The 21457-nt window shown below is 68.4% G+C and carries 23 protein-coding genes; 16 read left to right on the top strand and 7 right to left on the bottom strand.

The window, feature by feature from the left end; genetic code table 11:
• Positions 1 to 129 precede the first annotated feature (129 nt).
• Entirely contained in the window at positions 130 to 762 is a 633-nt protein-coding gene (locus ABZ909_RS02670; RefSeq protein WP_356995851.1) for a TetR/AcrR family transcriptional regulator, read from the top strand.
• A 13-nt stretch (positions 763 to 775) separates the two neighbouring features.
• Here the strand turns inward: ABZ909_RS02670 and ABZ909_RS02675 are convergent, their stop codons facing one another.
• Positions 776 to 1639 carry an oxygenase MpaB family protein gene (locus ABZ909_RS02675; protein WP_356995852.1) on the bottom strand — a complete coding sequence of 288 codons (864 nt, stop codon included), beginning with the start codon at positions 1637 to 1639 and terminating at the stop codon, positions 776 to 778.
• 132 nt (positions 1640 to 1771) lie between these two features.
• Between ABZ909_RS02675 and ABZ909_RS02680 the strand changes: the two genes are divergently transcribed.
• The 3 genes from ABZ909_RS02680 (at position 1772) to ABZ909_RS02690 (ending at position 4002) form a co-directional block, all read left to right on the top strand.
• Entirely contained in the window at positions 1772 to 3181 is a 1410-nt protein-coding gene (locus tag ABZ909_RS02680) for an acyl-CoA synthetase (RefSeq protein ID WP_356995915.1), read from the top strand.
• A 34-nt stretch (positions 3182 to 3215) separates the two neighbouring features.
• Positions 3216 to 3584, top strand: a complete 369-nt coding sequence (locus tag ABZ909_RS02685; protein ID WP_356995853.1) for a PPOX class F420-dependent oxidoreductase — start codon at positions 3216 to 3218, stop codon at positions 3582 to 3584.
• Between the two features lie 103 nt (positions 3585 to 3687).
• On the top strand, positions 3688 to 4002 hold the full coding sequence (locus ABZ909_RS02690; protein WP_356995854.1) for a hypothetical protein: 315 nt from the start codon (positions 3688 to 3690) through the stop codon (positions 4000 to 4002).
• Positions 4003 to 4060: 58 nt separating this feature from the next.
• Here the strand turns inward: ABZ909_RS02690 and dapD are convergent, their stop codons facing one another.
• Entirely contained in the window at positions 4061 to 5023 is a 963-nt protein-coding gene (gene dapD / locus ABZ909_RS02695) for a 2,3,4,5-tetrahydropyridine-2,6-dicarboxylate N-succinyltransferase (protein ID WP_356995855.1), read from the bottom strand.
• A gap of 110 nt (positions 5024 to 5133) precedes the next feature.
• On the opposite strand from dapD, the gene dapE reads away from it, so the two are divergent.
• The 6 genes from dapE (at position 5134) to ABZ909_RS02725 (ending at position 11534) form a co-directional block, all read left to right on the top strand.
• A complete protein-coding gene (gene dapE / locus ABZ909_RS02700) occupies positions 5134 to 6237 on the top strand; it encodes a succinyl-diaminopimelate desuccinylase (protein WP_356995856.1) in 1104 nt (367 codons plus the stop codon).
• Positions 6238 to 6465: 228 nt separating this feature from the next.
• Positions 6466 to 7269 carry a TIGR00730 family Rossman fold protein gene (locus tag ABZ909_RS02705; protein ID WP_356995857.1) on the top strand — a complete coding sequence of 268 codons (804 nt, stop codon included), beginning with the start codon at positions 6466 to 6468 and terminating at the stop codon, positions 7267 to 7269.
• Positions 7263 to 7814: a TIGR00730 family Rossman fold protein gene (locus tag ABZ909_RS02710; RefSeq protein WP_356995858.1), complete on the top strand. Its 552-nt coding sequence runs from the start codon at positions 7263 to 7265 to the stop codon at positions 7812 to 7814. The genes ABZ909_RS02705 and ABZ909_RS02710 overlap by 7 nt, the downstream gene beginning before the upstream one ends.
• An 83-nt stretch (positions 7815 to 7897) precedes the next feature.
• The gene (locus tag ABZ909_RS02715; RefSeq protein ID WP_356995859.1) at positions 7898 to 9667 is read left to right on the top strand and encodes a long-chain-acyl-CoA synthetase; all 1770 of its coding nucleotides are present in this window, start codon (positions 7898 to 7900) and stop codon (positions 9665 to 9667) included.
• A 74-nt stretch (positions 9668 to 9741) separates the two neighbouring features.
• Positions 9742 to 10614, top strand: a complete 873-nt coding sequence (gene folP, locus ABZ909_RS02720) for a dihydropteroate synthase (RefSeq protein ID WP_356995860.1) — start codon at positions 9742 to 9744, stop codon at positions 10612 to 10614.
• The gene (locus ABZ909_RS02725; RefSeq protein WP_356995861.1) at positions 10611 to 11534 is read left to right on the top strand and encodes a glucosyl-3-phosphoglycerate synthase; all 924 of its coding nucleotides are present in this window, start codon (positions 10611 to 10613) and stop codon (positions 11532 to 11534) included. The genes folP and ABZ909_RS02725 overlap by 4 nt, the downstream gene beginning before the upstream one ends.
• 110 nt (positions 11535 to 11644) lie before the next feature.
• On the opposite strand, the gene ABZ909_RS02730 is transcribed toward ABZ909_RS02725, so the two are convergent.
• From ABZ909_RS02730 to sigE, 5 genes are all read right to left on the bottom strand, one after another.
• Positions 11645 to 12481, bottom strand: coding sequence for a hypothetical protein (locus ABZ909_RS02730; protein WP_354833617.1), 837 nt, complete (start codon positions 12479 to 12481; stop codon positions 11645 to 11647).
• A gap of 59 nt (positions 12482 to 12540) precedes the next feature.
• Positions 12541 to 12978: a Sec-independent protein translocase protein TatB gene (tatB, locus tag ABZ909_RS02735; RefSeq protein WP_356995862.1), complete on the bottom strand. Its 438-nt coding sequence runs from the start codon at positions 12976 to 12978 to the stop codon at positions 12541 to 12543.
• Positions 12979 to 13305: 327 nt separating this feature from the next.
• A complete protein-coding gene (locus ABZ909_RS02740) occupies positions 13306 to 14853 on the bottom strand; it encodes a trypsin-like peptidase domain-containing protein (RefSeq protein ID WP_356995863.1) in 1548 nt (515 codons plus the stop codon).
• 10 nt (positions 14854 to 14863) lie between these two features.
• Positions 14864 to 15268 (bottom strand): hypothetical protein, encoded by a 405-nt coding sequence (locus tag ABZ909_RS02745; protein WP_354833623.1) that lies wholly within the window; start codon positions 15266 to 15268, stop codon positions 14864 to 14866.
• A gap of 109 nt (positions 15269 to 15377) precedes the next feature.
• The gene (gene sigE, locus ABZ909_RS02750) at positions 15378 to 16070 is read right to left on the bottom strand and encodes an RNA polymerase sigma factor SigE (RefSeq protein ID WP_356995864.1); all 693 of its coding nucleotides are present in this window, start codon (positions 16068 to 16070) and stop codon (positions 15378 to 15380) included.
• 233 nt (positions 16071 to 16303) lie between these two features.
• Between sigE and ABZ909_RS02755 the strand changes: the two genes are divergently transcribed.
• From ABZ909_RS02755 to ABZ909_RS02780, 6 genes are all read left to right on the top strand, one after another.
• The gene (locus ABZ909_RS02755; protein ID WP_356995865.1) at positions 16304 to 16951 is read left to right on the top strand and encodes an O-methyltransferase; all 648 of its coding nucleotides are present in this window, start codon (positions 16304 to 16306) and stop codon (positions 16949 to 16951) included.
• 229 nt (positions 16952 to 17180) lie between these two features.
• Positions 17181 to 17813, top strand: coding sequence for a TetR family transcriptional regulator (locus tag ABZ909_RS02760; protein ID WP_356995866.1), 633 nt, complete (start codon positions 17181 to 17183; stop codon positions 17811 to 17813).
• A 33-nt stretch (positions 17814 to 17846) separates the two neighbouring features.
• Positions 17847 to 18788: an ABC transporter ATP-binding protein gene (locus ABZ909_RS02765; protein ID WP_356995867.1), complete on the top strand. Its 942-nt coding sequence runs from the start codon at positions 17847 to 17849 to the stop codon at positions 18786 to 18788.
• Positions 18785 to 20446, top strand: a complete 1662-nt coding sequence (locus ABZ909_RS02770; RefSeq protein ID WP_356995868.1) for an ABC transporter permease — start codon at positions 18785 to 18787, stop codon at positions 20444 to 20446. The genes ABZ909_RS02765 and ABZ909_RS02770 overlap by 4 nt, the downstream gene beginning before the upstream one ends.
• A 212-nt stretch (positions 20447 to 20658) precedes the next feature.
• Positions 20659 to 20877, top strand: coding sequence for a hypothetical protein (locus ABZ909_RS02775; RefSeq protein ID WP_356995869.1), 219 nt, complete (start codon positions 20659 to 20661; stop codon positions 20875 to 20877).
• A 60-nt stretch (positions 20878 to 20937) separates the two neighbouring features.
• Positions 20938 to 21450: a hypothetical protein gene (locus tag ABZ909_RS02780; RefSeq protein ID WP_356995870.1), complete on the top strand. Its 513-nt coding sequence runs from the start codon at positions 20938 to 20940 to the stop codon at positions 21448 to 21450.
• Positions 21451 to 21457 lie beyond the last annotated feature (7 nt).

Consider the following 21457-nt stretch of genomic DNA (forward strand, 5'->3'; position numbering starts at 1 on the left):
GTCGTCACTCCTCGCCCTGAGGAGAGTGTGAGAAATTTCGCCACTCACCTTCTCATCGTGGGGGTGGCCATGTCAATGTGCGAAGATTAGTGCCTCACCGTTTCTTTGCGACCGGAAAGGGCCCGGACCATGGCCAAACTGGCCAAACTGCTACCGCTCGTCCGCGGATCCGGCCCCGAGGATCACAACCAGGCCAAGGTCCTCGACGCCGCGCTCATGGCCTTCCTGGACTTCGGCATCAAACGCACCAGCATGGTGGAGGTCGCCCGTCGCGGCGGGCTCTCACTGGCCACCCTCTACCGTCGCTTCGCGGGCAAGAACGACCTCATCCAGGCCGTCGGCCTGCGGCAGGCCCGCCAGCTCGTCGAGGAAGTCGACGCCGCGGTGCGGGTTCCGATCGAACGCGACGCCAGCGCCGAGGAGCAGATCACCGTCCTGTTCATCGCGTTCATCGAGGGCCTGCGCGGCAATCAGCTGCTGGTCCGCCTGCTCAAGACCGAACCCGAGGTCGTGCTGCCCTATCTGACCGTGCAGGGCGCGCCGGTCATCGAGCTCGGCCGCGATTACCTCGCCGAGTTCATCGCCCGCCTGCAGGCGGAAGACAAACTGCCGCAATATGATCCGCTACCGCTGGCCGAGATGATCGCCCGCGCGGCGCTGTCGCTCGCACTGACGCCGCAGACGGTCATCCCGCTCGACGATCCCGTCGCGCTGCGGCAGTTCGCTCGCGACCACATCATCCCCGGATTCCGGATCCTCTGACCCGCACCGGGATTCACACCAGCCGCAGGCCCAGCCTGCGGCGCAGGCGCATATCCAATAGATACGCGTTGAGCGGGAAGGCGCGGATCGGGGCGGGGACCACCGACTCGGCCGCGCCGGCCACCCGCAGTATCCGGGCCAGCGCCCGGTCCTGGCGCGGGGTCCAGGTCATGCCCATCTCGTCCCGAAGATGTTGCGGGAGCAGCCCGGTCACGAAGAACCGGTGTGTGCCGCCGAAGGCCAGCTGGAACGGGCGCGGCAGCATCTTCAGGTCGATGAGGTCCTCGAAGTACGCCTTGATCTTGGGGTCGATGCGTGTCGCGGCGAGGTTCTCGGCCCAATACCGGTCGAAGGCGCCGCGATCCGCGGGCCACATCTCCGGCCGCACCTGCAGCGTGGTGCCCATGCGCGCGGCGTGCAGGTAGAAGGCGTCGGCGTCGTAGTCGTCCATCGGGCCGTGCATGCGCTCGTAGAGGTCGCGCGCACCCCAATACAGGCAGGCCGCCACCCAGAGCTGGAGTTCGGGGTCGAAGGCGTTGTACTTCACCGTGCTGCCGGGGCGGGAGCGGACATACTTGTGCACGGAGTCGACGGCTTCCCGGTACGCCGCCCGATCCGCCTCGTTGCCCAGTAGCGCGACGGCCAGGTAGGTGAGGGTGGTGCGCAGCCGCTTGATCGGGTGAACCATGACGTTCCCGGACTCCACCGGGCTCTCCACCACGCCGTATCCGACCGGGCGGTTGGAGAGCTGCATGATGACATTCGCCGCCGCGCCGAAGAATCCGGCCGCGCCGTCGAGATATCTCCGGAGATCGATCTCGGGGGCGGCGGCCTCGGCGGCGTGATTGTCGAATGGGTCGTGCAGCGGTCTGGTCATCGTTGACCACATCCTCGGTTGAGAAGGTTATATAGAAACTTTCTTACCCACTCGGTCGTCTGTCAACCGGCTCGGTGGCTTCGCAAGCGATTCGTTGCCGAGCGGCTCCGGTAGCGTGGGCCCGTGTCGCCGCTGTTGCTGAGCTCGCTGAACCCGGCCGCCATCGCCGCCGGAGCCGATATCCCGGATGCCGTCACCATCGACGGGGAGACGTTGTCGCGCAGTGATCTGCTCGGCGCGGCCACCTCCGTCGCCGAACGTGTCGCCCAGGCGCGCCGGGTGGCCGTGCTGGCCGAACCGACCGTCGCCACCGTGCTCGCCGTGGTGGGCTGCCTGATCGCCGGGGTGACCGTGGTGCCGGTGCCGCCGGACTCCGGCAGTGCGGAACTGGCGCACATCCTGCGGGATTCGGGTGCGCAGGCCTGGCTGGGCAAGGCTCCCGAGGGCTCCGACCTGCCGGTGATCCCGGTGCGCAAGCACGCGCGGTCCTGGCATCGATACGCCGAACCCGCCGGGAAGGCAACGGCTTTCATCCTCTACACTTCCGGCACCACCGGCGCGCCCAAGGGCGTGATGCTCAGCCGTGACGCCATCGCGGCAGGTCTGGACGCGCTGATCGAGGCGTGGGGCTGGACATCGAAAGATGTTCTGGTGCACGGTCTTCCGCTGTTCCACGTGCACGGTCTGATCCTCGGCGTGCTGGGCCCGCTGCGGGCCGGCAGCCCGCTCGTTCACACCGGCAAGCCCACCCCGAGGGCGTACGCCGACGCGCACGGCACCATGTACTTCGGCGTGCCCACCGTGTGGTCGCGAATCACCGAAGATCCCGACGCCGCACGGGAATTGGCGAAGGCGCGGATCCTGATCTCCGGCAGCGCGCCGCTACCCGTGCCGGTGTTCGAGCGGCTCGCCGAGCTCACCGGGCACGCCCCGATCGAGCGCTACGGCATGAGCGAAACCATGATCACCCTCTCCACCCGGCCCGACGGGGAACGCCGTCCGGGCTGGGTCGGGACCCCGGTCGCGGGCGTCGAGACCCGGCTGCGCGACGAGGCGGGCGACCCGGTGCCGCACGACGGGGAGAGCGTCGGCGGACTCCAGGTGCGCGGCCCCATGCTCTTCGACGGCTATCTGAACAAGCCCGAGGTCACCGCCGAGAACTTCACCGCCGACGGCTGGTTCCGGACCGGCGATGTGGCGGTCATCGACGCCGAGGGCTTCCACCGCATCGTGGGCCGGGAGTCGGTGGACCTCATCAAGTCCGGCGGCTACCGAATCGGGGCGGGCGAGATCGAGACCGCGCTGCTGGGGCATCCGGCGGTGGCCGAGACCGCGGTCGTCGGCGTCCCGGACGACGATCTGGGGCAGCGGATCGTCGCCTATGTCGTGCTTCGCGCCGGGGCGGGCGCGGCGATCGCCGATGAGCTCATCGCCCATGTGGCGGGCGAACTTTCGGCGCACAAGCGGCCGCGTGAGGTGCGCGTGGTGGACGGCCTGCCTCGCAATGCCATGGGCAAGGTCCAGAAGAAACTGCTGTCTTGACCTCGAGTGCACTCGAGGTCCTACCGTGATCGGTATGACCGCAACTCTGTCGCCCGCCCAGATCGAGTACCTGAACAGCCAGCGACTGGGGCGGCTGGCCACCATCCGCCCCGACGGCTCACCGCAGAACAACCCGGTGGGCTTCCGCTACAACGCGGCCCTGGGCACCATCGACATCGGCGGACGCGATCTGGGCGCGAGCCAGAAGTTCCGCAATCTGCTGAAGGAGGAGCGGGTCGCCTTCGTGGTCGACGATGTCACCTCCGTGGACCCCTGGACGGTGCGGTGCCTCGAAATCCGCGGCACCGCACAGGCGTTACGGGACGTGGAGCCGTGGTACCCGGGCCTGTCCCCGGAGCTGATCCGCATCACCCCCGAACGGGTCATCGCCTTCGGTCTCTGACACCGGAGTTCCGGTGCCGGAGGTTTCGGGGTCTCGCCGGGGCCGCGAGCGAACATCTAGCTTACGTGAAGCGAAATAGTCACGTTCCAAGGAGATTCGCCCGATGCACACCTCTCTGCGCACCGCCGTGGCGGCCGCCGCCGTCTTCGCCGGGCTGCTCGCTCCCGCCGCGGCGGCCACCGCCGACGCGCTGCCCCTCACCCCCGTGCAGCAGCCTGCCGAGCAGATCGCCGGCCCCACCGGCACCGGCTCGGTGAACACCGGGCCCACCGGCACCGGATCCTTCGACCCGTCGTCCACCGGCTCGTCGAACCTGATCAAGGCGTTCCAGACCGGCTCGGGCCAGTGCAACTCCGGCGGCATCCCGTTCCCCGTCATGGACGGCTCCGCGGCGCCCTGGTGCGGCCTGTACCACTGAGCGCGAAATGACGAAAACCCCTGCGGCGGAAGCCGGCAGGGGTTTTCGCGTATCTGATTCAGTCGTTGGCGTGCAGCGCCGCGTTCAGCTCGATGCCGGTGCCCTTGCGCGGCCGGACCTCGACCGCGCCGGTCAGCGAGTTGCGGATGAACAGCAGGTTCGACTTGCCCGACAGCTCACCGGCCTTCACGGCCGCGCCGTCCGGCAGCGCGACCTTGGTGCCGGCGGTGATGTACAGGCCCGCCTCCACCACGCAGTCGTCGCCGAGCGAGATGCCCAGACCCGAGTTCGCGCCCAGCAGGCAGCGCTCACCGAGCGAGATGACCTGCTTGCCGCCGCCGGACAGGGTGCCCATGATGGACGCGCCGCCGCCGACGTCGGAGCCGTCGCCGACCACCACACCGGCCGAGATCCGGCCCTCCACCATGGAATTGCCGAGCGTGCCGGCATTGAAGTTGACGAAGCCCTCGTGCATGACCGTGGTGCCCGAGGCCAGGTGCGCGCCCAGGCGCACCCGGTCGGCATCGGCGATACGCACCCCCGACGGCAGCACGTAGTCGACCAGGCGCGGGAACTTGTCCACGCCGTACACGGTGACCGGGCCGCGGGTGCGCAGCTTCAGCCGGGTCAGCTCGAATTCCTCGTTGGAGCAGGGGCCGTGGTTGGTCCACACCACATTGGCCAGCAGGCCGAAGATGCCGTCCAGGTTCGCGCCGTGCGGGCGGACCAGCCGGTGCGAGAGCAGGTGCAGACGCAGGTAGGCGTCGTGTGTGTCGATCGGCGCATCGGCCAGATCGGCGATGACGGTGCGCACCGCGACGATCTCCACGCGGCGTGCCTCGTCCGAGCCGACCGACGCGGCGAACTTCGCGAATTCGGGATCCGAGGCGTCGAGCCGGACGGTGCCGACCTCGTCGGCGGAGAAGGTCCCGAGGCTGGGATACGGGTACCAGGTGTCCAGGACTGTGCCGTTCACGGTGATGGTGGCTAGGCCGACTGCAGATGCTCCCTGTGTACTCACGTCCCCCTACGTTACCGGGCTGTGAATTCATACCGCATGCGGTGCCGATTTGTGCCAACGCAGCGGCCGTGCGAAGAGCGGGGGTTATTCCTTCCTTTATGGTGGATCGAGTGACCATCGATCTGAGTGCCGACCCCATTTCACTCACCGCCGCGCTGGTGGACATTCCGAGCGTGTCGAAGAACGAGAAGGTCATCGCCGACATCGTCGAAACGGCGCTGCACGAACAGACCACCGGATTCGAAATCCTGCGGCACGGCAATACTGTGCTGGCGCGCACCAATCGCGGGCTGCCCACCCGGGTCATTCTCGCCGGACATCTGGACACCGTGCCCATCGCCGACAATGTCCCCGGCCATTTCGAGACCACCGCGGACGGCGAACGGCAGCTGTGGGGTTGCGGCAGTGTCGATATGAAATCCGGCGACGCGGTCTTCCTGCACCTGGCCGCCACCGTGGCCGAGCCGGTGCACGACCTGACCCTGATCTTCTACGACTGCGAGGAGATCGCGGCCGAGTTCAACGGCCTGGGCCGCATCGAACGCGAACTGCCCGAGTGGCTCGCGGGTGATCTGGCCATCCTCGGCGAGCCTTCCGGCGGCTGGATCGAGGCGGGCTGCCAGGGCACCCTGCGGGTGCGCCTGACCACCTCCGGCGTGCGTGCGCACACCGCGCGAGCCTGGCTGGGCGACAACGCCATTCACCGTCTCGCCCCGATCCTGGAGCGGCTGGCCAGCTACCGGGCGCGCGAGGTCGAGATCGACGGCTGCACCTACCGTGAGGGCTTGTCCGCGGTTCGCGTCGAGGGCGGCGTGGCCGGCAATGTGGTGCCGGACGTGGCCACCGTGGACGTGAACTTCCGCTTCGCTCCCGACCGCACCCTGGACCAGGCCACCGAGCACGTGCGCGAGGTATTCGCCGGTCTGGAACTGGATTTCGAGCGCACCGACGGCGCGCCCGGCGCCCTGCCCGGCCTGTCCAATCCGGCAGCCAAGGACCTCATCGAGATCGTGCACGCGCACGGCAGCGGCGGCGTCCGCGCCAAGTACGGCTGGACCGATGTCTCGCGGTTCGCCGCCCGCGGCATCCCGGCCGTCAATTTCGGCCCGGGCGATCCGAACCTGGCCCACAAGCGCGACGAGCACCTGCCCGTCGACCAGGTCACCCAGGTAACCGCAATGCTTCGCAGCTACCTGACTGGCGCAAAACACTGACCGATCCAAAGGTTCGCGGCGCAAGCGCGGGGAGGCGGAGCGCTCGTTCTGGACTGAGCGGAGGGAGGGAAGAACGAGACCTTCAGCGCCGCGAACCCCGCCCGTAGCGAAGCGGAGGGCAAATTAAACACGGCAGCGAACCCCGCCGGTAGCGAAGCGGAGGGCAAATTAAACACGGCAGCGAACCCCGCCGGTAGCGAAGCGGAGGGCAAATTGGATACTGCCTGCATGTCTGCTGACGCCGAGTACGAGGGTGTGCGTTCGCCCAAGACGCCACGATTCCGCGGGCCGATCATGCTGCGGCGGGATCGCAAGAAGGGGATAGGCACCACCGATCAGCATCTGCTGGACGAGCGCGGGCCGACCGACTGGGTGCACACAGACCCCTGGCGCGTACTGCGCATCCAGGCCGAATTCGTCGAGGGCTTCGGCGCTTTGGCGGAGGCGCCGGCCGCGGTGGCGGTCTTCGGCTCCGCCCGCACCCCAGCCGAGTCGGCCGAATACCAGACCGGCATGGCCATCGGAAGTGCCTTGGCCCGAGCCGGTTTCGCGGTCATCACCGGCGGCGGACCCGGCGCCATGGAGGCGGCCAACCGGGGCGCGTCGGAGGCGGGCGGATACTCCATCGGCCTCGGCATCGAGCTGCCCTTCGAGCAGCACCTCAACGAGTGGGTCGACCTCGGCATCAACTTCCGGTACTTCTTCGCGCGCAAGACGATGTTCGTGAAGTACGCCCAGGCCTTCGTCTGCCTGCCCGGCGGTTTCGGCACCCTCGACGAACTGTTCGAGGCGCTGACCCTGGTACAGACCCGCAAGATCACCCGCTTCCCGATCATCCTGTTCGGCACCAAATACTGGGCGGGACTGATGGATTGGATGCGCGAATCGCTGCTCGGCTCGGCCAAGGTCGCCCCCGGCGATCTCGGGCTCCTGCACGTCACCGACAGCGTGGACGAGGTGGTGCGGATCGTGGTGGAGGCCGCGCAGGCGCGGCGCGAGCTGGACGAGGCGGGCGTGGAGGATCAGTGGTGAATAACGCCTACGCGATCTGCGTGTACTGCTCTGCCAGCGTGGACGATCCGGTGGCGCTCGACCTGGCCACCCGGGTGGGCGACGAGATCGGCCGTCGCGGTTGGCAATTGGTGTCCGGCGGCGGCAATGTGTCCATGATGGGCGCGGTCGCGCAGGCGGCGCGGGCCGCCGGGGCCCGGACCGTCGGGGTGATCCCCAAGAAGCTGGTGCACCGCGAGGTCGCCGACACCGACGCCGACGAGCTGATCGTCACCGACACCATGCGCGAGCGCAAACAGGTCATGGACGACCGCGCCGACGCCTTCCTGACCCTGCCCGGCGGCATCGGCACGCTCGAGGAACTCTTCGAGACCTGGACCGGGGCCTACCTGGGCGTGCACGCCAAGCCGGTGGTGGTGCTCGATCCGCAGGACCACTACGGGGGCCTGTTCGAGTGGGTCGAAGAGCTGCGGCTGCGCGGGTACACGGGCCGCGAAGCGGTCGATCGGGTGCTGGTGACCAAGGACTTCGACTCCGCTTTCGAGGCGCTGCGTCCCGGCCGTTGAGAACCATCTGGTTTCACTCGACAAGATCGGGCGAATCGGTAAGGGTGGGCGTCGGGGTACGTGAGCGCGAGGAGCACAGCGAAGTGAATACCGACGTCCGATCGACGGTGAGCCTGTTCGACCTGGCCCGCGGTCTGCCCAGCATGGTGATGCAGGCCCCCGGCATGCTCCGCAACGTCGCGCACATGCTGGTGAAATCCGGCGACAAGGCATCCATCGGGCTGTTCTTCCAGCGCGGCGCGGCCAAGCATCCGGACCGGCCCTTTCTGAAATTCGAAGGGCGCGTGTACACCTGGGGCGAGGCCAACGCCGAGGTCAACCGGTACGCGAAGGTGCTGGCCGCGCACGGGGTCGAGCGCGGCGACGTGGTCGGCATCCTGATGGTCAATCGCGCCGAGGCGCTGTTCACCGTCCTCGCCACCGTGAAACTCGGCGCCACCGCGGGCCTGCTCAACCACAACCAGCGGGACGTGGTGCTGCAGCACAGCTTCGGGCTGCTGAATTCGGTGCTCGACGTGATCGGCGAGGAATGCGCCGACGCCCTCGACACTCTCACCGAGACCCGGCCCGCCCTGCTCTGGTCCGAGCAGCTGGCCGCCGAGGCGCGCACCGCCGACGCCTCGAATCCCGTTGTGACCGAACAGATCACGGCCAAGGAACGCGCCTACCTGATCTTCACGTCCGGCACCACCGGCCTGCCCAAGGCCAGCGTCATGACCCACCTGCGCTGGACCAAGTCCATGGCCGGCATCGGCGGGCTCGGCGTCCGGCTCGACGGCCGGGACACGCTGTACTGCTGTCTGCCGCTGTACCACAACAACGCCCTCACGGTGGCGCTGTCCTCGGTCATCGCCGGCGGCGCGACCTTCGCGCTGGGCCGCAAGTTCTCGGCCACCCGCTTCTGGGACGAGGCCATCGCCGATCAGGCCACCGCCTTCATCTACATCGGCGAGTTGTGCCGCTACCTGCTGAACCAGCCGGCCAGGCCCGCCGACCGCGCACACACCATCCGGCTCTGCGTCGGCAACGGCCTGCGGCCCGAGCTCTGGGACGAGTTCCAGCAGCGCTTCGGCATCGAGCGGATCGTCGAGTTCTACGGGGCCAGTGAGGGAAACGTCGCCTTCATCAACGCCTTCTCGGTCGCCCGGACCGCCGGCTTCACCCCGCTGCCCTTCGCCATCGTCGAATACGACGACGCCACCGGCAAGGCGCTGCGGCACCCGGACGGCCGCCTGCGCCGGGTGCCGCCGGGCGGGGTCGGGCTGCTGCTGGCCAAGGTCACCACGCGCTCGCCCTTCGACGGCTACACCGACGCCTCCGCCACCGAATCCAAGCTCGTGCGAGACGGTTTCGAGCCGGGCGACTGCTGGTTCGACACCGGTGACCTGGTGCGCGATCAGCGCTGGGGTCACATCGCGTTCGTGGACCGCCTCGGCGACACCTTCCGCTGGAAGGGCGAGAACGTGGCGACCACCGAGGTCGAGGGCGCCTTCGACGGCATCGACTCCGTCACGCAGGCGGTCGTTTTCGGCGTCGACATCCCCGGCACCGACGGCAAGGCGGGCATGGCCGCGGTGACGCTGCACGAGGGTGCGCACTTCGACGGCAGGGTCGCCGCCAAGGTGCTCTACGACCACCTGCCGACCTACGCCGTGCCGCTGTTCATCCGCGTGGTGCCGGAGCTGGAGCAGACCTCCACCTTCAAGAACCGGAAGGTGGAACTGCGCAAGCAGGGCTACACCCCCGACGACGAGAGCACCCTCTACGTCCTCGCGGACCGCACCGAGGGCTACGTTCCCGCGTACTCCGAATACGCCGCCGACGTCGCCGCGGGGCGCGCGCCCGGCAACTGAACAGCAGCCGGTCGGAGCCCGGTTCCGGTCGGCTGCCCAGCAGCGCTGCCATAGCCCTCGGTACAGTCGAGGGCATGTGTGCGCCGTTGCCGACATTGTGCGGGAAGCCGGTGGCGACGGATCGGGCGCTTGTGATGGCGATCGTGAACCGGACGCCGGACTCCTTCTATGACCGAGGCGCGACGTTCAGCGACGAGGCCGCCATGCGGGCCGTCGACAAGGCCGTCGCCGAGGGCGCGGATCTGGTCGATATCGGCGGGGTGAAGGCCGGTCCGGGCGCCGAGGTGGACAACGTCGAGGAGGCCCGCCGGGTGGTGCCGTTCGTGGCGGCCATTCGCGAGCGCTACCCGGATCTGCTCATCAGCGTGGACACCTGGCGTGCCGACGTGGCCCGGGCCGCGATCGCCGAAGGTGCGGATCTGATCAACGACACCTGGGCGGGGGCGGACCCGGAACTGGTCGGCGTGGCCGCCGAGTTGGGCGTAGGAATCGTGTGCTCTCACACCGGGGGTGCGATTCCGCGGACCCGTCCGCACCGGGTCCGGTACGCGGATGTGGTGACCCAGGTCACCGAGACGGTGGTGGCCGCGGCCGAAAATGCTGCGGCGGCAGGGGTGGCCAAGGACTCGATTTTGATCGATCCGACCCATGATTTCGGCAAAAACACCTATCACGGGCTCGAATTGTTGCGTGCGATAGACGTTCTTGTGAAAACCGGATGGCCCGTCTTGATGGCGCTGAGCAATAAGGATTTCATCGGAGAGACTCTTGGTGTCGAGCTGTCCGAACGATTGGAGGGCACATTGGCAGCGACTGCTTGGTCGGCCGCCGCGGGTGCTCGCGTCTTTCGAGTGCACGAGGTGGCTCACACCCGCCGGGTGGTGGACATGATCGCCGCCATCCAGGGTCACCGCCCACCCGCCCGTACCCTGCGAGGTCTCGCATGAAAACAGACTGGGTGAACACCAACACCTTCGACTGCCCCGACTGGACGGTAGCGGAACTCACCGCCGCCAAGGGCGACCGCACCGTCTCGGTGGTGCTGCCCGCCCTCAACGAGGAAGCCACCGTCGCCGCCGTGGTGGCCAGCATCCGGCCCCTGCTCGGCACGCTGGTGGACGAACTCGTCGTCCTGGACTCCGGGTCCACCGACGCCACCGCCGCCCGTGCACAGGCCGCCGGAGCCACCGTGGTGACCCGCGAACAAGCCGTCCCCGAACTCGACCCCGTCCCCGGCAAGGGCGAATGCCTGTGGCGCTCGCTGGCCGTCACCAGCGGCGACATCATCGCCTTCGTGGACTCCGACCTCATCGACCCCGACCCCGCCTTCGTCCCCAGGCTGCTGGGCCCGCTGCTCACCGTCGACGGCATGCACCTGGTCAAGGCCTACTACCGCCGCCCGCTGCGCACCGGAGAGTCGGTGGACCACCACGGCGGCGGCCGCGTCACCGAACTGGTGGCCCGCCCACTGCTGGCCGCACTGCGCCCCGAACTGTCGAATGTGCTGCAGCCCTTGGGCGGTGAGTACGCCGGCACCCGCGAACTGCTCACCTCGGTGCCGTTCGCGCCCGGTTACGGCGTCGAAATCGGCCTGCTGCTGGACACTTACGACCTCCTCGGCCTGTCCAGCATCGGCCAGGTCAATCTCGGTGTCCGCCAGCACCGCAACCGCCCGCTGGCCGACCTGGGCGTCATGAGCCGCCAGATCCTGGGCACCGTCCTGGGTCGCAGCGGAATTCAGGACTCCGGCGCGGCCCTGACCCAGTTCCCCATGGTCGCAGGCGAATTCATCGCCCACGCCACCGAAGTCTCGCTGGCCGACCGTCCCCCGATGAACACCCTCCGCCCGGAGGAGGCCGCCGCCTGACCTCGAGGGGCCGGGCGGCGGCGCACTGCCATCGCCCGCGCCACCTCGCTGAATTCCGTTGCGCGCCATCATGTCGGCCATCGCTGCCATCGTGTCGGTCATGGATCCGGCTATCGGTCGTGGCGGTAGATCGGTGTCAGGAGGTCGGCCTCGATCGGTTCGCCGGTGGAGCGGTCGTACCGGACACCGACCACCGCTGAGAAAGGGTGGGTGCTCGCGCGCTCGTGCAGGGTCGCGAGTCTGGTTGCCAGCAACCGGATCGCGCCCAGCGAGGCGGGCGGGTGCAGGCCGTCGATGACCAGCACGCTGCCCTTGCCGTCCGGGCGGGGGAGGCGGGCCAGGTAGGCGATGTCGTAGGGTTCGGTGCCGCCCGGGCGGTAGACGCGGCGGGCGGCCCGGTCCTCGATGCCCCGGCGTACCCGTCCGGCGCGCGCCACCGTGCGGCGCAGGCGCGGGTCCGCGGCCACCAGATACCGCAGACTGGGCGACAATTCGGGTCCGCCGAGCACGATCAGGCCGTCCCGGTCGAGGTCGAGCGGGCGGCCCGGCAGGAAGCGCTGGACATTGGCGGTGAAGCCGAGTTCCCGCAGTAGCTCGACCAACCGGTGCGGCGCCGCGGCATCGGGCGCGCCCACGAGGGCGATGGCGCGCGTCGTACTGCGGACGTCCGGGGTGAGGATGGTGAGCGGCCCGTGCCCGAAGAACAAACCTTCCGGTACTGGCCCCTGGGTGCTCACCTGGTGGATGCGGGCGCGGGAAAGTCCCGCGGCCGCACCTATTCTCGCGAACGTCCAGCCCTCGGCATGCAGTTCGCGGATGACGGCGCGGCGGATGCGAGTCAGCTCATTGATCTGCTGCTGCGCGGCTGCCACGCCTTCGGTGGCGGCTTTCAGGCGCTCGACCTTGTCCTCGATCGCGAATACCCGGGCCACCTCGTCGGCCGACATGTGCGCAGTCTAGATAGCTGGACAGCATCATGCGTCAAGTACGGTCGACATATTTGATCTCAGGTGGCGTCCGGATCCACCGGCGGACGTTCGTTGCGCTCCAGCGGTTTTTGTTCCTTCGGCATCGAAACTGGGCCGGATCCGCTGTTGGTGTAACCGTTTCCGCTGTTCGGGGTGCTCACCGGCTTGTCGAAACTGGTCAGGTCACTGAAGCTGTTCAGGATCGAGTCGTCCCCGTCGAGCAGGTGTTTGGTAACCATCGACCGCGGATTCATACTGCGCAGTTCGTTCAACTGCTCCAACGGTTTCCGGATCTCGTCGAATTCCGGGCCGAGCTCACTGCGCAATTGCTGAGTCGCGCCGGTGGCGTAATCGCGCGCCTGTTTGAGAGCGTGCGCGGTCCAGCGAACGGCGCCGGGCAGTCGCTCCGGACCCAGAATCACAAGTGCGGCGACGAGCAGAATGAGCATCTCGCCCCAGCCGATATTGCTGAACACTGTATCTATTTTGCCTTCCGCTTCGCTCCAGGCGGTTCGCGGCCCTGTTACCCCGGTCTTCCCTCCTCCGCTCCTCCGCTTCGCTCCCCCGCTCCAAGGCGGAGGTCTATCAAGCCGCAGTCCAGACCGGGGCGGGCCGCGAACTCTGGGTCGTTCCTATCTTTCGGGTGGGGTCCCTCGGTCCGACTCCAATGTGGCCGGCACATCGACCCCGGTCTTCTCTCCTCCGCTTCGCTCCCCCGCTCCAAGGCGGAGGTCTATCAAGCCGCAGTCCAGACCGGGGCGGGCCGCGAACTCTGGGTCGTTCTATCTTTCAGGTGGGGTCTCTCAGTCCGACTCCAGGGTGACCGGGACATCAACTTCACGCCCGTCGCGAATCAGGCGCACCGTCACGGTCTGCCCGATCTCGTGCGACTGCACCGCAACCGTCAGTTCCTCCGGACCCGACACATCGCGATCGCCGACCTTCACGATCACGTCGCCCTCCACGATGCCCGCCTTGGCCGCCGGGCTACCGGCCTGCACATCGGCTACCGCCGCACCGCTCATCACGTCATTGGCGACGATCTTGGTCTTGGCGCTCACACCCAGCCGCGGGTGGTGCACCGAACCGTCCCGGATCAGCGCCTGCGAGATCCGCTTGACCTGATCCACCGGAATCGCGAAGCCCAGACCCACCGAACCGCCGCTCTCGGACTTGATGGCCGAGTTGATGCCGATCAGCCGGCCCTGCATATCCACCAGCGCGCCACCGGAGTTGCCGTGGTTGATGGCGGCGTCGGTCTGGACGGCGTCCAGGGTGGCGTCGGTGTCGGTGCCCTCGCCGCCCACCTTCACCGGCCGGTGCAGCGCCGACACGATGCCGGAGGTGACCGTCTTCTCCAGGCCCAGCGGCGAACCCAAGGCCAGCACGTCGTCCCCGACCTGCACATCGCCGGAATTGCCGAGCTGGATCACCGCCAGGTTCTTCACATCGACCTTGAGCACCGCCAGGTCCGACTTGGTGTCGCGGCCCACGATCTGGGTCGGCACCCGCGAGCCGTCGGAGAACACCACGTCCAGCTTGGCCTTGCCCGACTTGTCATTGGCGGCCAGCGAGATCACGTGGTTGTTGGTGACGATGTAGCCGGCCCCGTCGATCACCACCCCCGAGCCCGTGGACCCGGTGTCGCCCAGCCACGCCCGGACGGTGACCACCGCGGGCATGACGGCATTGACCACCTTGGTGATCTGATTGTGCGATTCGCTGCCCGCGGGCGCGGACTGCAGCGCCACCTTGCGTGAGGTCAGCGCGGAGGCCGACGAGCCGGTGAACGCCCCGACGAACCCGCCCAGCAATCCGATGACCGCCGCGATGACCGCGAGCAGCGCCAGCGCCTGCCAGGACACCCGGCCACCGAACAGCACCTCCCGGGCGCCCAGCTTGGGTCCGGGCGTCAGCGCCTGCGGCCTGGCCTGCGCCACGGCCGGAGTGCCCAGGCGCGCCGCCGAGTTCGGGTCGCGCCACGGATCGGCGGGTGCGGCCGGTGCGGCCGCCTCGGTCCTGGCCTCCGGATCCCGCTGCAGCAGGTCGGTCGAACCCTCCGGACGACCGAACGCCTCCGCCAGCACCGCGTCCGGCGGGCGATTCTGAATCTCGGTATCCCCCCGCGGTGCCGCCCCGGCGGCACCCGCCTGCCGCGCGGCGAACGAGCCGTGCTGACCGTTCGGGCGGCGGAAGGCGCGCGCGGTGTGGGTGTCCACATGTGGCCGCAGCACCGGCCGCGGCCCCAGCACCGGTGCGTCCGACGGCCTCAGGTTCCCCCGATTGGCCGCCGAATCGTAAGCCGCATCCCGCTCGGGCCCCGGGCCCGTGTTCTTCGATTCGGTGGTCACGCTATGGACTCTACTTGCGCCACCACGACGTCCATCGCCTGCTGTCGAACGAATCTTGGCGCAGGCCGAAGGAACTCATGCCGCGCGCCAGCGGACCCCGATCGCGGTCGGCGGGGTCGGGTGTCTGGTGATTGCCGCACTCCTGCAGCAACGCCCGCGGAATCCGGCTCAGCGTGTCGTGCAGGCTCAGCGGCGCGGAGATCTGATCCGAGGACTGCCGCAGCGCGATCCGGGCCTGCTGCTGGGCATCCACCTCGGCCGCGCACTCGCGGCACACGGAAATATGGTGGGCGGCGCGCAGATACGCGTTCATCCGCAGCTCGCCGTCCACATAGGCGGCGATGGCCTCACTGGCCAGATGCTCGGTGGGGGCGAAACGCGGGGGACGACGGTGCGGTCGGTCCTCGCCACTCATACGCTGCACACCCTTCCGGAGGACTCGAGCTGTTCGGGCGGCACCTGCTCACGAAGACGGTGCCCTCGCGAAGACGGTGCCCAGGAAGCGCGGGCGCAGTGCCCGCGGCTTACCCGACCTTTTCGGTGGCGGCGAATCGCCGCTCAATCCCATTATGCTCGAGGTGCTCGCGCAGTGCCTGACGTCCTCGGTGGATGCGGCTGCGCACGGTACCCAGCTTGACGCCCAGCGTCGCGCCGATCTCCTCGTACGACAGACCTTCGATGTCGCAGAGCACGACCGCGGCGCGGAACTCCGGGGCCAGCGAGTCCAGCGCGGACTGCAGATCCGGGTCCAGGTTGGCGTCGTGATAGGCCTGCTCGGGACCCGGACCCTCGGAGGGCACCCGGTCGTAGTCCTCCGGCAGCGCCTCCATGCGGATGCGGTTGCGGCGGCGGACCATGTCCAGGAACAGGTTGGTGGTGATGCGGTGCAGCCAGCCCTCGAACGTGCCGGGCTGATAGTTCTGCAGGGACCGGAAGACCCGGATGAAGGTTTCCTGGGTCAGATCCTCGGCGTCCTGCGGATCACCGGTGAGGCGGTAGGCCAGGCGATACACGCGATCGGCGTGCTCGCGGACCAGTTCGTCCCAGGTGGGCATGACAGAGCGATCGCCGGTGGCGTCGAAGGCGGCGGTCCCGGACAGGGCGGCCTCGTCGTCGGCGGGGGACAGGATAATGTCGCTGTCCAGCGCGGTGTCGCTGTCCAGCGGCTTGATCTGCGGGTGCAGAGTGTTGGCGTGTTCACGCGCCGCGTCGACCATGTGGATGGGGTTACCTCCTACTCGGGACCGTGGACCCGATATCGAGGACAACCAATCTGTTGGATCGGCTGTTCCCGATTCCGAGCCAGCGGTCGCTGGCCTGGCGTGAGCAATACTCTGGTCGCTCGTGATGTGGCCGCTGTATGCAGAGGCTGAGGGACACCTGAGAAAAATCGCCACACCGGCCGGTCACCGCCACGCCTTACCGGTGTATCGCCATTAGCCTCTACTTCGTGAGCCAGACTCCCGCGGCACAGAACCTGCAGCGCAACCTCGCCTACGTGGAGGAATCCGTCGCCGAGGACGACATCCTCGTCGGTGCGCGCGAGCGCGCCCTCGAACTCGGCGCGGCCCCGGTCGCGCCCGCGGTCGGCGCGCTGCTCAGCATGTATGCCCAGCTGCTCGGGGCGCGGGCCGTGGTCGAGGTCGGCACCGGGGCCGGGGTGAGCGGGCTGTGGCTGCTGGACGGCATGCGCGAGGACGGCACCCTGACCACCATCGACTCCGAACCCGAGCATCAGCGCGCGGCCCGCGAGGCGTTCCGATCGGCCGAGATCGCGCCGGCGCGCACCCGGCTCATCAACGGGCGGGCCCTGGATGTGCTGCCGCGGCTCGCCGATGGGGCCTACGACCTGGTCTTCATCGATGCCGCGCCGCTCGAGCACCCGCAGTATGTGGCGCAGGCGGTGCGGCTGCTGCGGGACGGCGGCGCGATCCTGTTGCACAATGCCCTGCTCGGTGGCCGGGTCCCGGACCCCGCCCAGCGCGACCCGCAGACCATGGCCGTGCGGGCGGCCACACGCGCGATCGCGGAGGATCCGGATCTGACAAGTGTGCTGATCCCGGTCGGCGACGGGCTGCTCTGCGCTTCGCGCGGGTGAGATTCTGCGCTTCGCGCGGGTGAAAACTCAACGCCCGGTGTGGAATTCGATTCGTACGTGGCGTTCCGCGCGGCGATAGTCCGCGTGGCAACAACTGCGAGCGGAGAGCTTTCCGCGCGCGGAAATTCTCCGGTGACGAAGTACCCGGACGTCTGGATTTCGTAAATCCCCGCGACTCGAGCCGAAAGGCCCTTGCCCTCGACTTGAACGCGTGTTTAAGGTATTGAACATGCGTTCAACCGACGATCTGACAACCCGGGCACGGATTCGCGATGCCGCGATCACCGTGTTCGGGGAGCAAGGCTTCGGGGTCGGCGTGCGAGCCATCGCAGCCGCGGCGGGAGTCTCTCCCGGACTGGTCAATCACCATTTCGGGTCCAAGGAAGGGCTGCGGGAGGCGTGCGACGAGTGGGTCCGGGAGACGATCCGGGCCGCCAAGATGGAGTACATCGAGAACCCCTCGCCCGGCGGGCTCATGCGCCAGCTGGCCGAGATCGAGGAGTTCGCCCCGGGCATGGCCTACCTGATGCGCAGCTTCCAGGCGGGCGGGTCACTGATGAAGACCTTCTTCGAGCACATGGTCGAGGACACCGAACAGTATCTGCGCGCCGGTGTCGAGGGCGGGTCCATCAAGCCGATGCGCGACGTACGGGCCACGGCGCGTTACGTGGCCACCAACAATGGCGGCGGCATGATGATGTTCCTGCAGCTCTACGCGGCCGAACAGCCGGGGCCCATGGACTTCCGCAAGGCGCTGCGCGAATACGCCGACCGCATGATGCTGCCCGCGCTGGAGATCTACACCCACGGCATGCTCACCGATTCCACGGCGCTGGACGCACTGACGGCCACTGCGCAATAACCCATCAACGTCGTTTTCCTACAAGGAGATTCGATGAACGTTCCTGCCAATCCCGTGATCGAAGTCCGGGATCTGCACAAGAACTTCGGGCAAGTGCGAGCCCTGGACGGCCTCGACCTCGAGGTCGCCGAGGGCGAGGTGCACGGTTTCCTCGGGCCGAACGGGTCCGGGAAGTCCACCACCATCCGCATCCTGCTGGGCATCCTGTCGCGCACGTCCGGTGAGGCCGTGGTGCTGGGGCGGGACCCGTGGGCCGACGCGGTCGCGCTGCACCGCGACATCGCCTATGTGCCCGGCGATGTCACGCTGTGGCCGTCGCTGTCGGGCGGCGAGACCATCGACCTGCTGGCCCGCATGCGCGGCGGCATCGAACAGCAGCGCCGTGCCGAGCTCATCCAGCGGTTCGAGCTGGATCCGAGCAAGAAGGCGCGCACCTATTCCAAGGGCAATCGGCAGAAAGTCGCTCTGGTGTCGGCCTTTTCGTCGAACGCGCGGCTGCTGCTGCTGGACGAGCCGACCTCCGGCCTGGACCCGCTGATGGAGCAGGTATTCAACGAGTGCGTGGCCGAGGCGGTAGCGCGCGGCACCACGGTGCTGCTGTCCAGCCACATCCTGTCCGAGGTGGAGAGACTGTGTAAACGGGTCACCATCATTCGGGCGGGCAAGACCGTCGAAACCGGCACGCTGGCACAGATGCGGCATCTGTCGCGCACCTCCATCACCGCCGAAATGATCGGCAGCCCAGGGGATCTCGGTCGCATTCCCGGCGTCGAGGACATCAGCATCGAGGACCACACCCTGCACTGCCAGGTGGACAGCGAGCACCTCGGCGAGCTCATCCGGGTGCTCGGCGACGCCGGGGTGCGCAGCCTGGTCAGCCAGCCGCCGACGCTGGAAGAACTGTTCCTGCGCCACTATTCGCTCGACGACCGGGCCGCGGCCGACGAACGCGAACCGGAGAAGGTGTCGAAATGACCTCCGTCACCGCCGCCGCGCCGCGCACCTTCGAAACACCGGCATTCGCGGCGGATTTCACCGGGACCGGGAAGCTGCTGCGGCTGTATCTGCGGCGTGACCGGATCGTGTTGCCGCTGTGGATTCTGCTGCTGTCGCTGCCGCTGGGCAGCGTGTACGTCAAGAGCATCCAGAAGCTCTACCACCAGCCCTCCGACTTCCACGATTTCGCCAACGGCGTCCTGTCCAACCCGGCCGAGCTGGCCATGTACGGGCCGATATACAACGACAGCAGCCTGGGTGCGGCGGGCATCTGGAAGGCGGGGATGTTCTACACGCTCATCGCCGTGGCCACCATCCTCACCGTCATCCGGCACACCCGCGCCGACGAGGAGACCGGGCGCACCGAGCTGCTGGCTTCCACCCGGGTCGGGCGATTCGCCGGACTGACCGCCGCGCTGATCGTGGCCTACGGCGGGGCCCTGCTCACCGGATTGATCGGATACGCCAGCATCGCGAGCACGTCCGTGCCGAAGTCGGGATCGTTGGCCTTCGGGCTGGCGCTGGCGGGGTCGGGCATCGTGTTCGCCTCGGTGGCGGCGGTCGCCGCGCAGCTGTCCGCCGGCGCGCGGACCGCGCGGGGCATCGCCTTCGCGGTGCTGGGCGTGACGTTCACGCTGCGGGCCATCGGTGACGTGCGCTCCGCGGCCGGGCCGACCAGCCCGCTCACCTGGATGGCCCCGCAGGGCTGGTCGCTGCAGGTGCGGCCGTTCGCGGGCGACCACTTCGCGGTGCTGGGGCTGCACGTGCTCACCGCGGTCGTGCTGACCGTCATCGCGTATTACCTACTGGCACACCGCGATACCGGTGCGGGCCTGATCGCCGAACGGCCCGGCGCGCTGGTGGCCGGGCCCGCGCTGGCCGGTCCGCTGGGACTGGCCTGGCGGCTGCAGCGCGGGACGCTGTTGTCCTGGACGGTCGGACTCGGGTTGTACGGGTTGATGATCGGCAGCATTACCCACGGCGTCGGCGATCAGCTGGGCAGCAGTCAGACCATCCGAGATCTGATCACCCGCATGGGTGGTTCGGAATCGCTGGAGAAGTCTCTGATCAACTATGCCTTCACCATGGTGGCGGTGGGTGCGGCCGCCTACGCGGTGTCGGCGGCCCTGCGGCTGCACGCCGAGGAGAGCACCGCGCACGCGGAAACCGTACTCACCGGCGAGGTATCCCGAACCCGTTGGGTGGCTTCGCATCTGACCTTCGCGCTGCTCGGTCCGGTGTTGGCGCTGGCGGTGTCGGGTCTGCTCGGGGGCCTGATCTACGGTCGCGCCGCGGGTGATGTCGGCGGCAAGGTGGGGTGGACGATGGGGGCCGCGCTGGTGCAGGTGCCCGCGGTATGGACCTTCGTGGGGCTCACTGTCGTGTTGTTCGGCCTGCTGCCGCGCTTCACCACGGTCGCTTGGGGCTTCCTGACCGCCGCGATCGCCGTCTTCCTGCTCGGCTCACTGGCCGGTGCGCCGCAATGGTTCCGCGATCTCAACCCCTTCGAGCACGCGCCGAAGGTGCCCGGCGAACCGTTCACCGCCACCCCGCTGGTCGTTCTGCTCCTGGTGGACGTGGCGTTGCTCACGGTGGGGCTGATCGCGTTCCGCCGCCGAGATCTCCACTCCGCCTGAGGCCGAAGCCTCCGCGAACGGCCGTCCCGGGCATCCGGGGCGGCCGTTCGCTCATCGCGATCGTGGTGGTCCGGCAGCGAATCCCCAGTTGCCGGTGCGGGTACGGCGATCGGGCGGGGTGGGCGGCGAAGGGGCAGTGCTGAGGTCTGGATTCGGGCGGTGACGCGGTGGTACAGCAGAAGGGGATCGATTTTTGCTAGGAGGTGGGGGATATGTTCGAGGGACTGGCCCTCGGGGTACACCTACCGGCCGGATGGCTCTGGCCCGCACTGGTCTTCTTCGGCGGCATCATCTGCATGGGGATGCTGGTACTGCTACTGGTCAGCGGAGCCCGCTTCGACGACCATGCGTCGCGGTACGTGCCGACCACGACCAACACGTGTGAACCGTTCTGCGGTGCACGGACTCCGGTGCCCGGGTATCCGAACTGAACGGTCGTATCCAGGTTTCCGGACCGTCGGCGCGGATACTCCACGGGAATGGTTCGACGAGTGGGGGTACCCATGGGGCAGCGGATCCCGGCCGTGGTCGGGTTGTACTTCCGCGAGGCCGGGCAGTGGCGGCGCATCGCCGAATTCCGGCTCGCCGCGGACGGTCGCGCCACCTTCCGGACGGTGGACCCGGTCGAAGGCCTGGTCGCTCGCGTCTGGTACCACCAGGGCGTCGACATTCTCGGCGAGAACCGCACCGTGCTGCCCGAGGACGGTGCCGCCTTCCTGCGAGCGCTGTTGCAGCCGTTCGGTTTTCGCGACTACTGGTTCCGCGACGACAGTTCGCCGCGCGGCGGGCGCACCCGCACCGGGCACGCGGTCTCGCGTAGCGCCGCCCCGGTGCGTCCGGATGCCTGCGACAAGGACTGCGCGGCAGCGGAGCCGGATTGCCGGTGCGCCGAGGTGCGGGCTCCGGCCGATGGCACTCCGCAGCCGCACGAGGAGCGGGCGCACCGTCCCGCGTCCCGGCCCGCCGCCTGGCGGCTGCTGGACTCGGATGTCCTCCGATTCTGAAGCGCCG

Origin of the sequence: Nocardia sp. NPDC046763 (assembly GCF_040645495.1) — a bacterium.
In the GTDB taxonomy this organism is placed as follows: Bacteria; Actinomycetota; Actinomycetes; order Mycobacteriales; family Mycobacteriaceae; genus Nocardia.

Coding starts and splice junctions, on each gene's coding strand:
- ABZ909_RS02745 (WP_354833623.1), bottom strand. CDS start 15,268: ATGAGTGGCGAGGACCGACCGCACCGTCGTCCCCCGCGTTTCGCCCCC.
- folP (WP_356995860.1), top strand. CDS start 9,742: ATGTGTGCGCCGTTGCCGACATTGTGCGGGAAGCCGGTGGCGACGGAT.
- ABZ909_RS02770 (WP_356995868.1), top strand. CDS start 18,785: ATGACCTCCGTCACCGCCGCCGCGCCGCGCACCTTCGAAACACCGGCA.
- ABZ909_RS02685 (WP_356995853.1), top strand. CDS start 3,216: ATGACCGCAACTCTGTCGCCCGCCCAGATCGAGTACCTGAACAGCCAG.
- sigE (WP_356995864.1), bottom strand. CDS start 16,070: ATGGTCGACGCGGCGCGTGAACACGCCAACACTCTGCACCCGCAGATC.
- ABZ909_RS02730 (WP_354833617.1), bottom strand. CDS start 12,481: ATGTCGGCCGACGAGGTGGCCCGGGTATTCGCGATCGAGGACAAGGTC.
- ABZ909_RS02725 (WP_356995861.1), top strand. CDS start 10,611: ATGAAAACAGACTGGGTGAACACCAACACCTTCGACTGCCCCGACTGG.
- ABZ909_RS02765 (WP_356995867.1), top strand. CDS start 17,847: ATGAACGTTCCTGCCAATCCCGTGATCGAAGTCCGGGATCTGCACAAG.
- ABZ909_RS02705 (WP_356995857.1), top strand. CDS start 6,466: ATGTCTGCTGACGCCGAGTACGAGGGTGTGCGTTCGCCCAAGACGCCA.
- ABZ909_RS02675 (WP_356995852.1), bottom strand. CDS start 1,639: ATGACCAGACCGCTGCACGACCCATTCGACAATCACGCCGCCGAGGCC.
- ABZ909_RS02690 (WP_356995854.1), top strand. CDS start 3,688: ATGCACACCTCTCTGCGCACCGCCGTGGCGGCCGCCGCCGTCTTCGCC.
- ABZ909_RS02670 (WP_356995851.1), top strand. CDS start 130: ATGGCCAAACTGGCCAAACTGCTACCGCTCGTCCGCGGATCCGGCCCC.
- ABZ909_RS02760 (WP_356995866.1), top strand. CDS start 17,181: ATGCGTTCAACCGACGATCTGACAACCCGGGCACGGATTCGCGATGCC.
- ABZ909_RS02775 (WP_356995869.1), top strand. CDS start 20,659: ATGTTCGAGGGACTGGCCCTCGGGGTACACCTACCGGCCGGATGGCTC.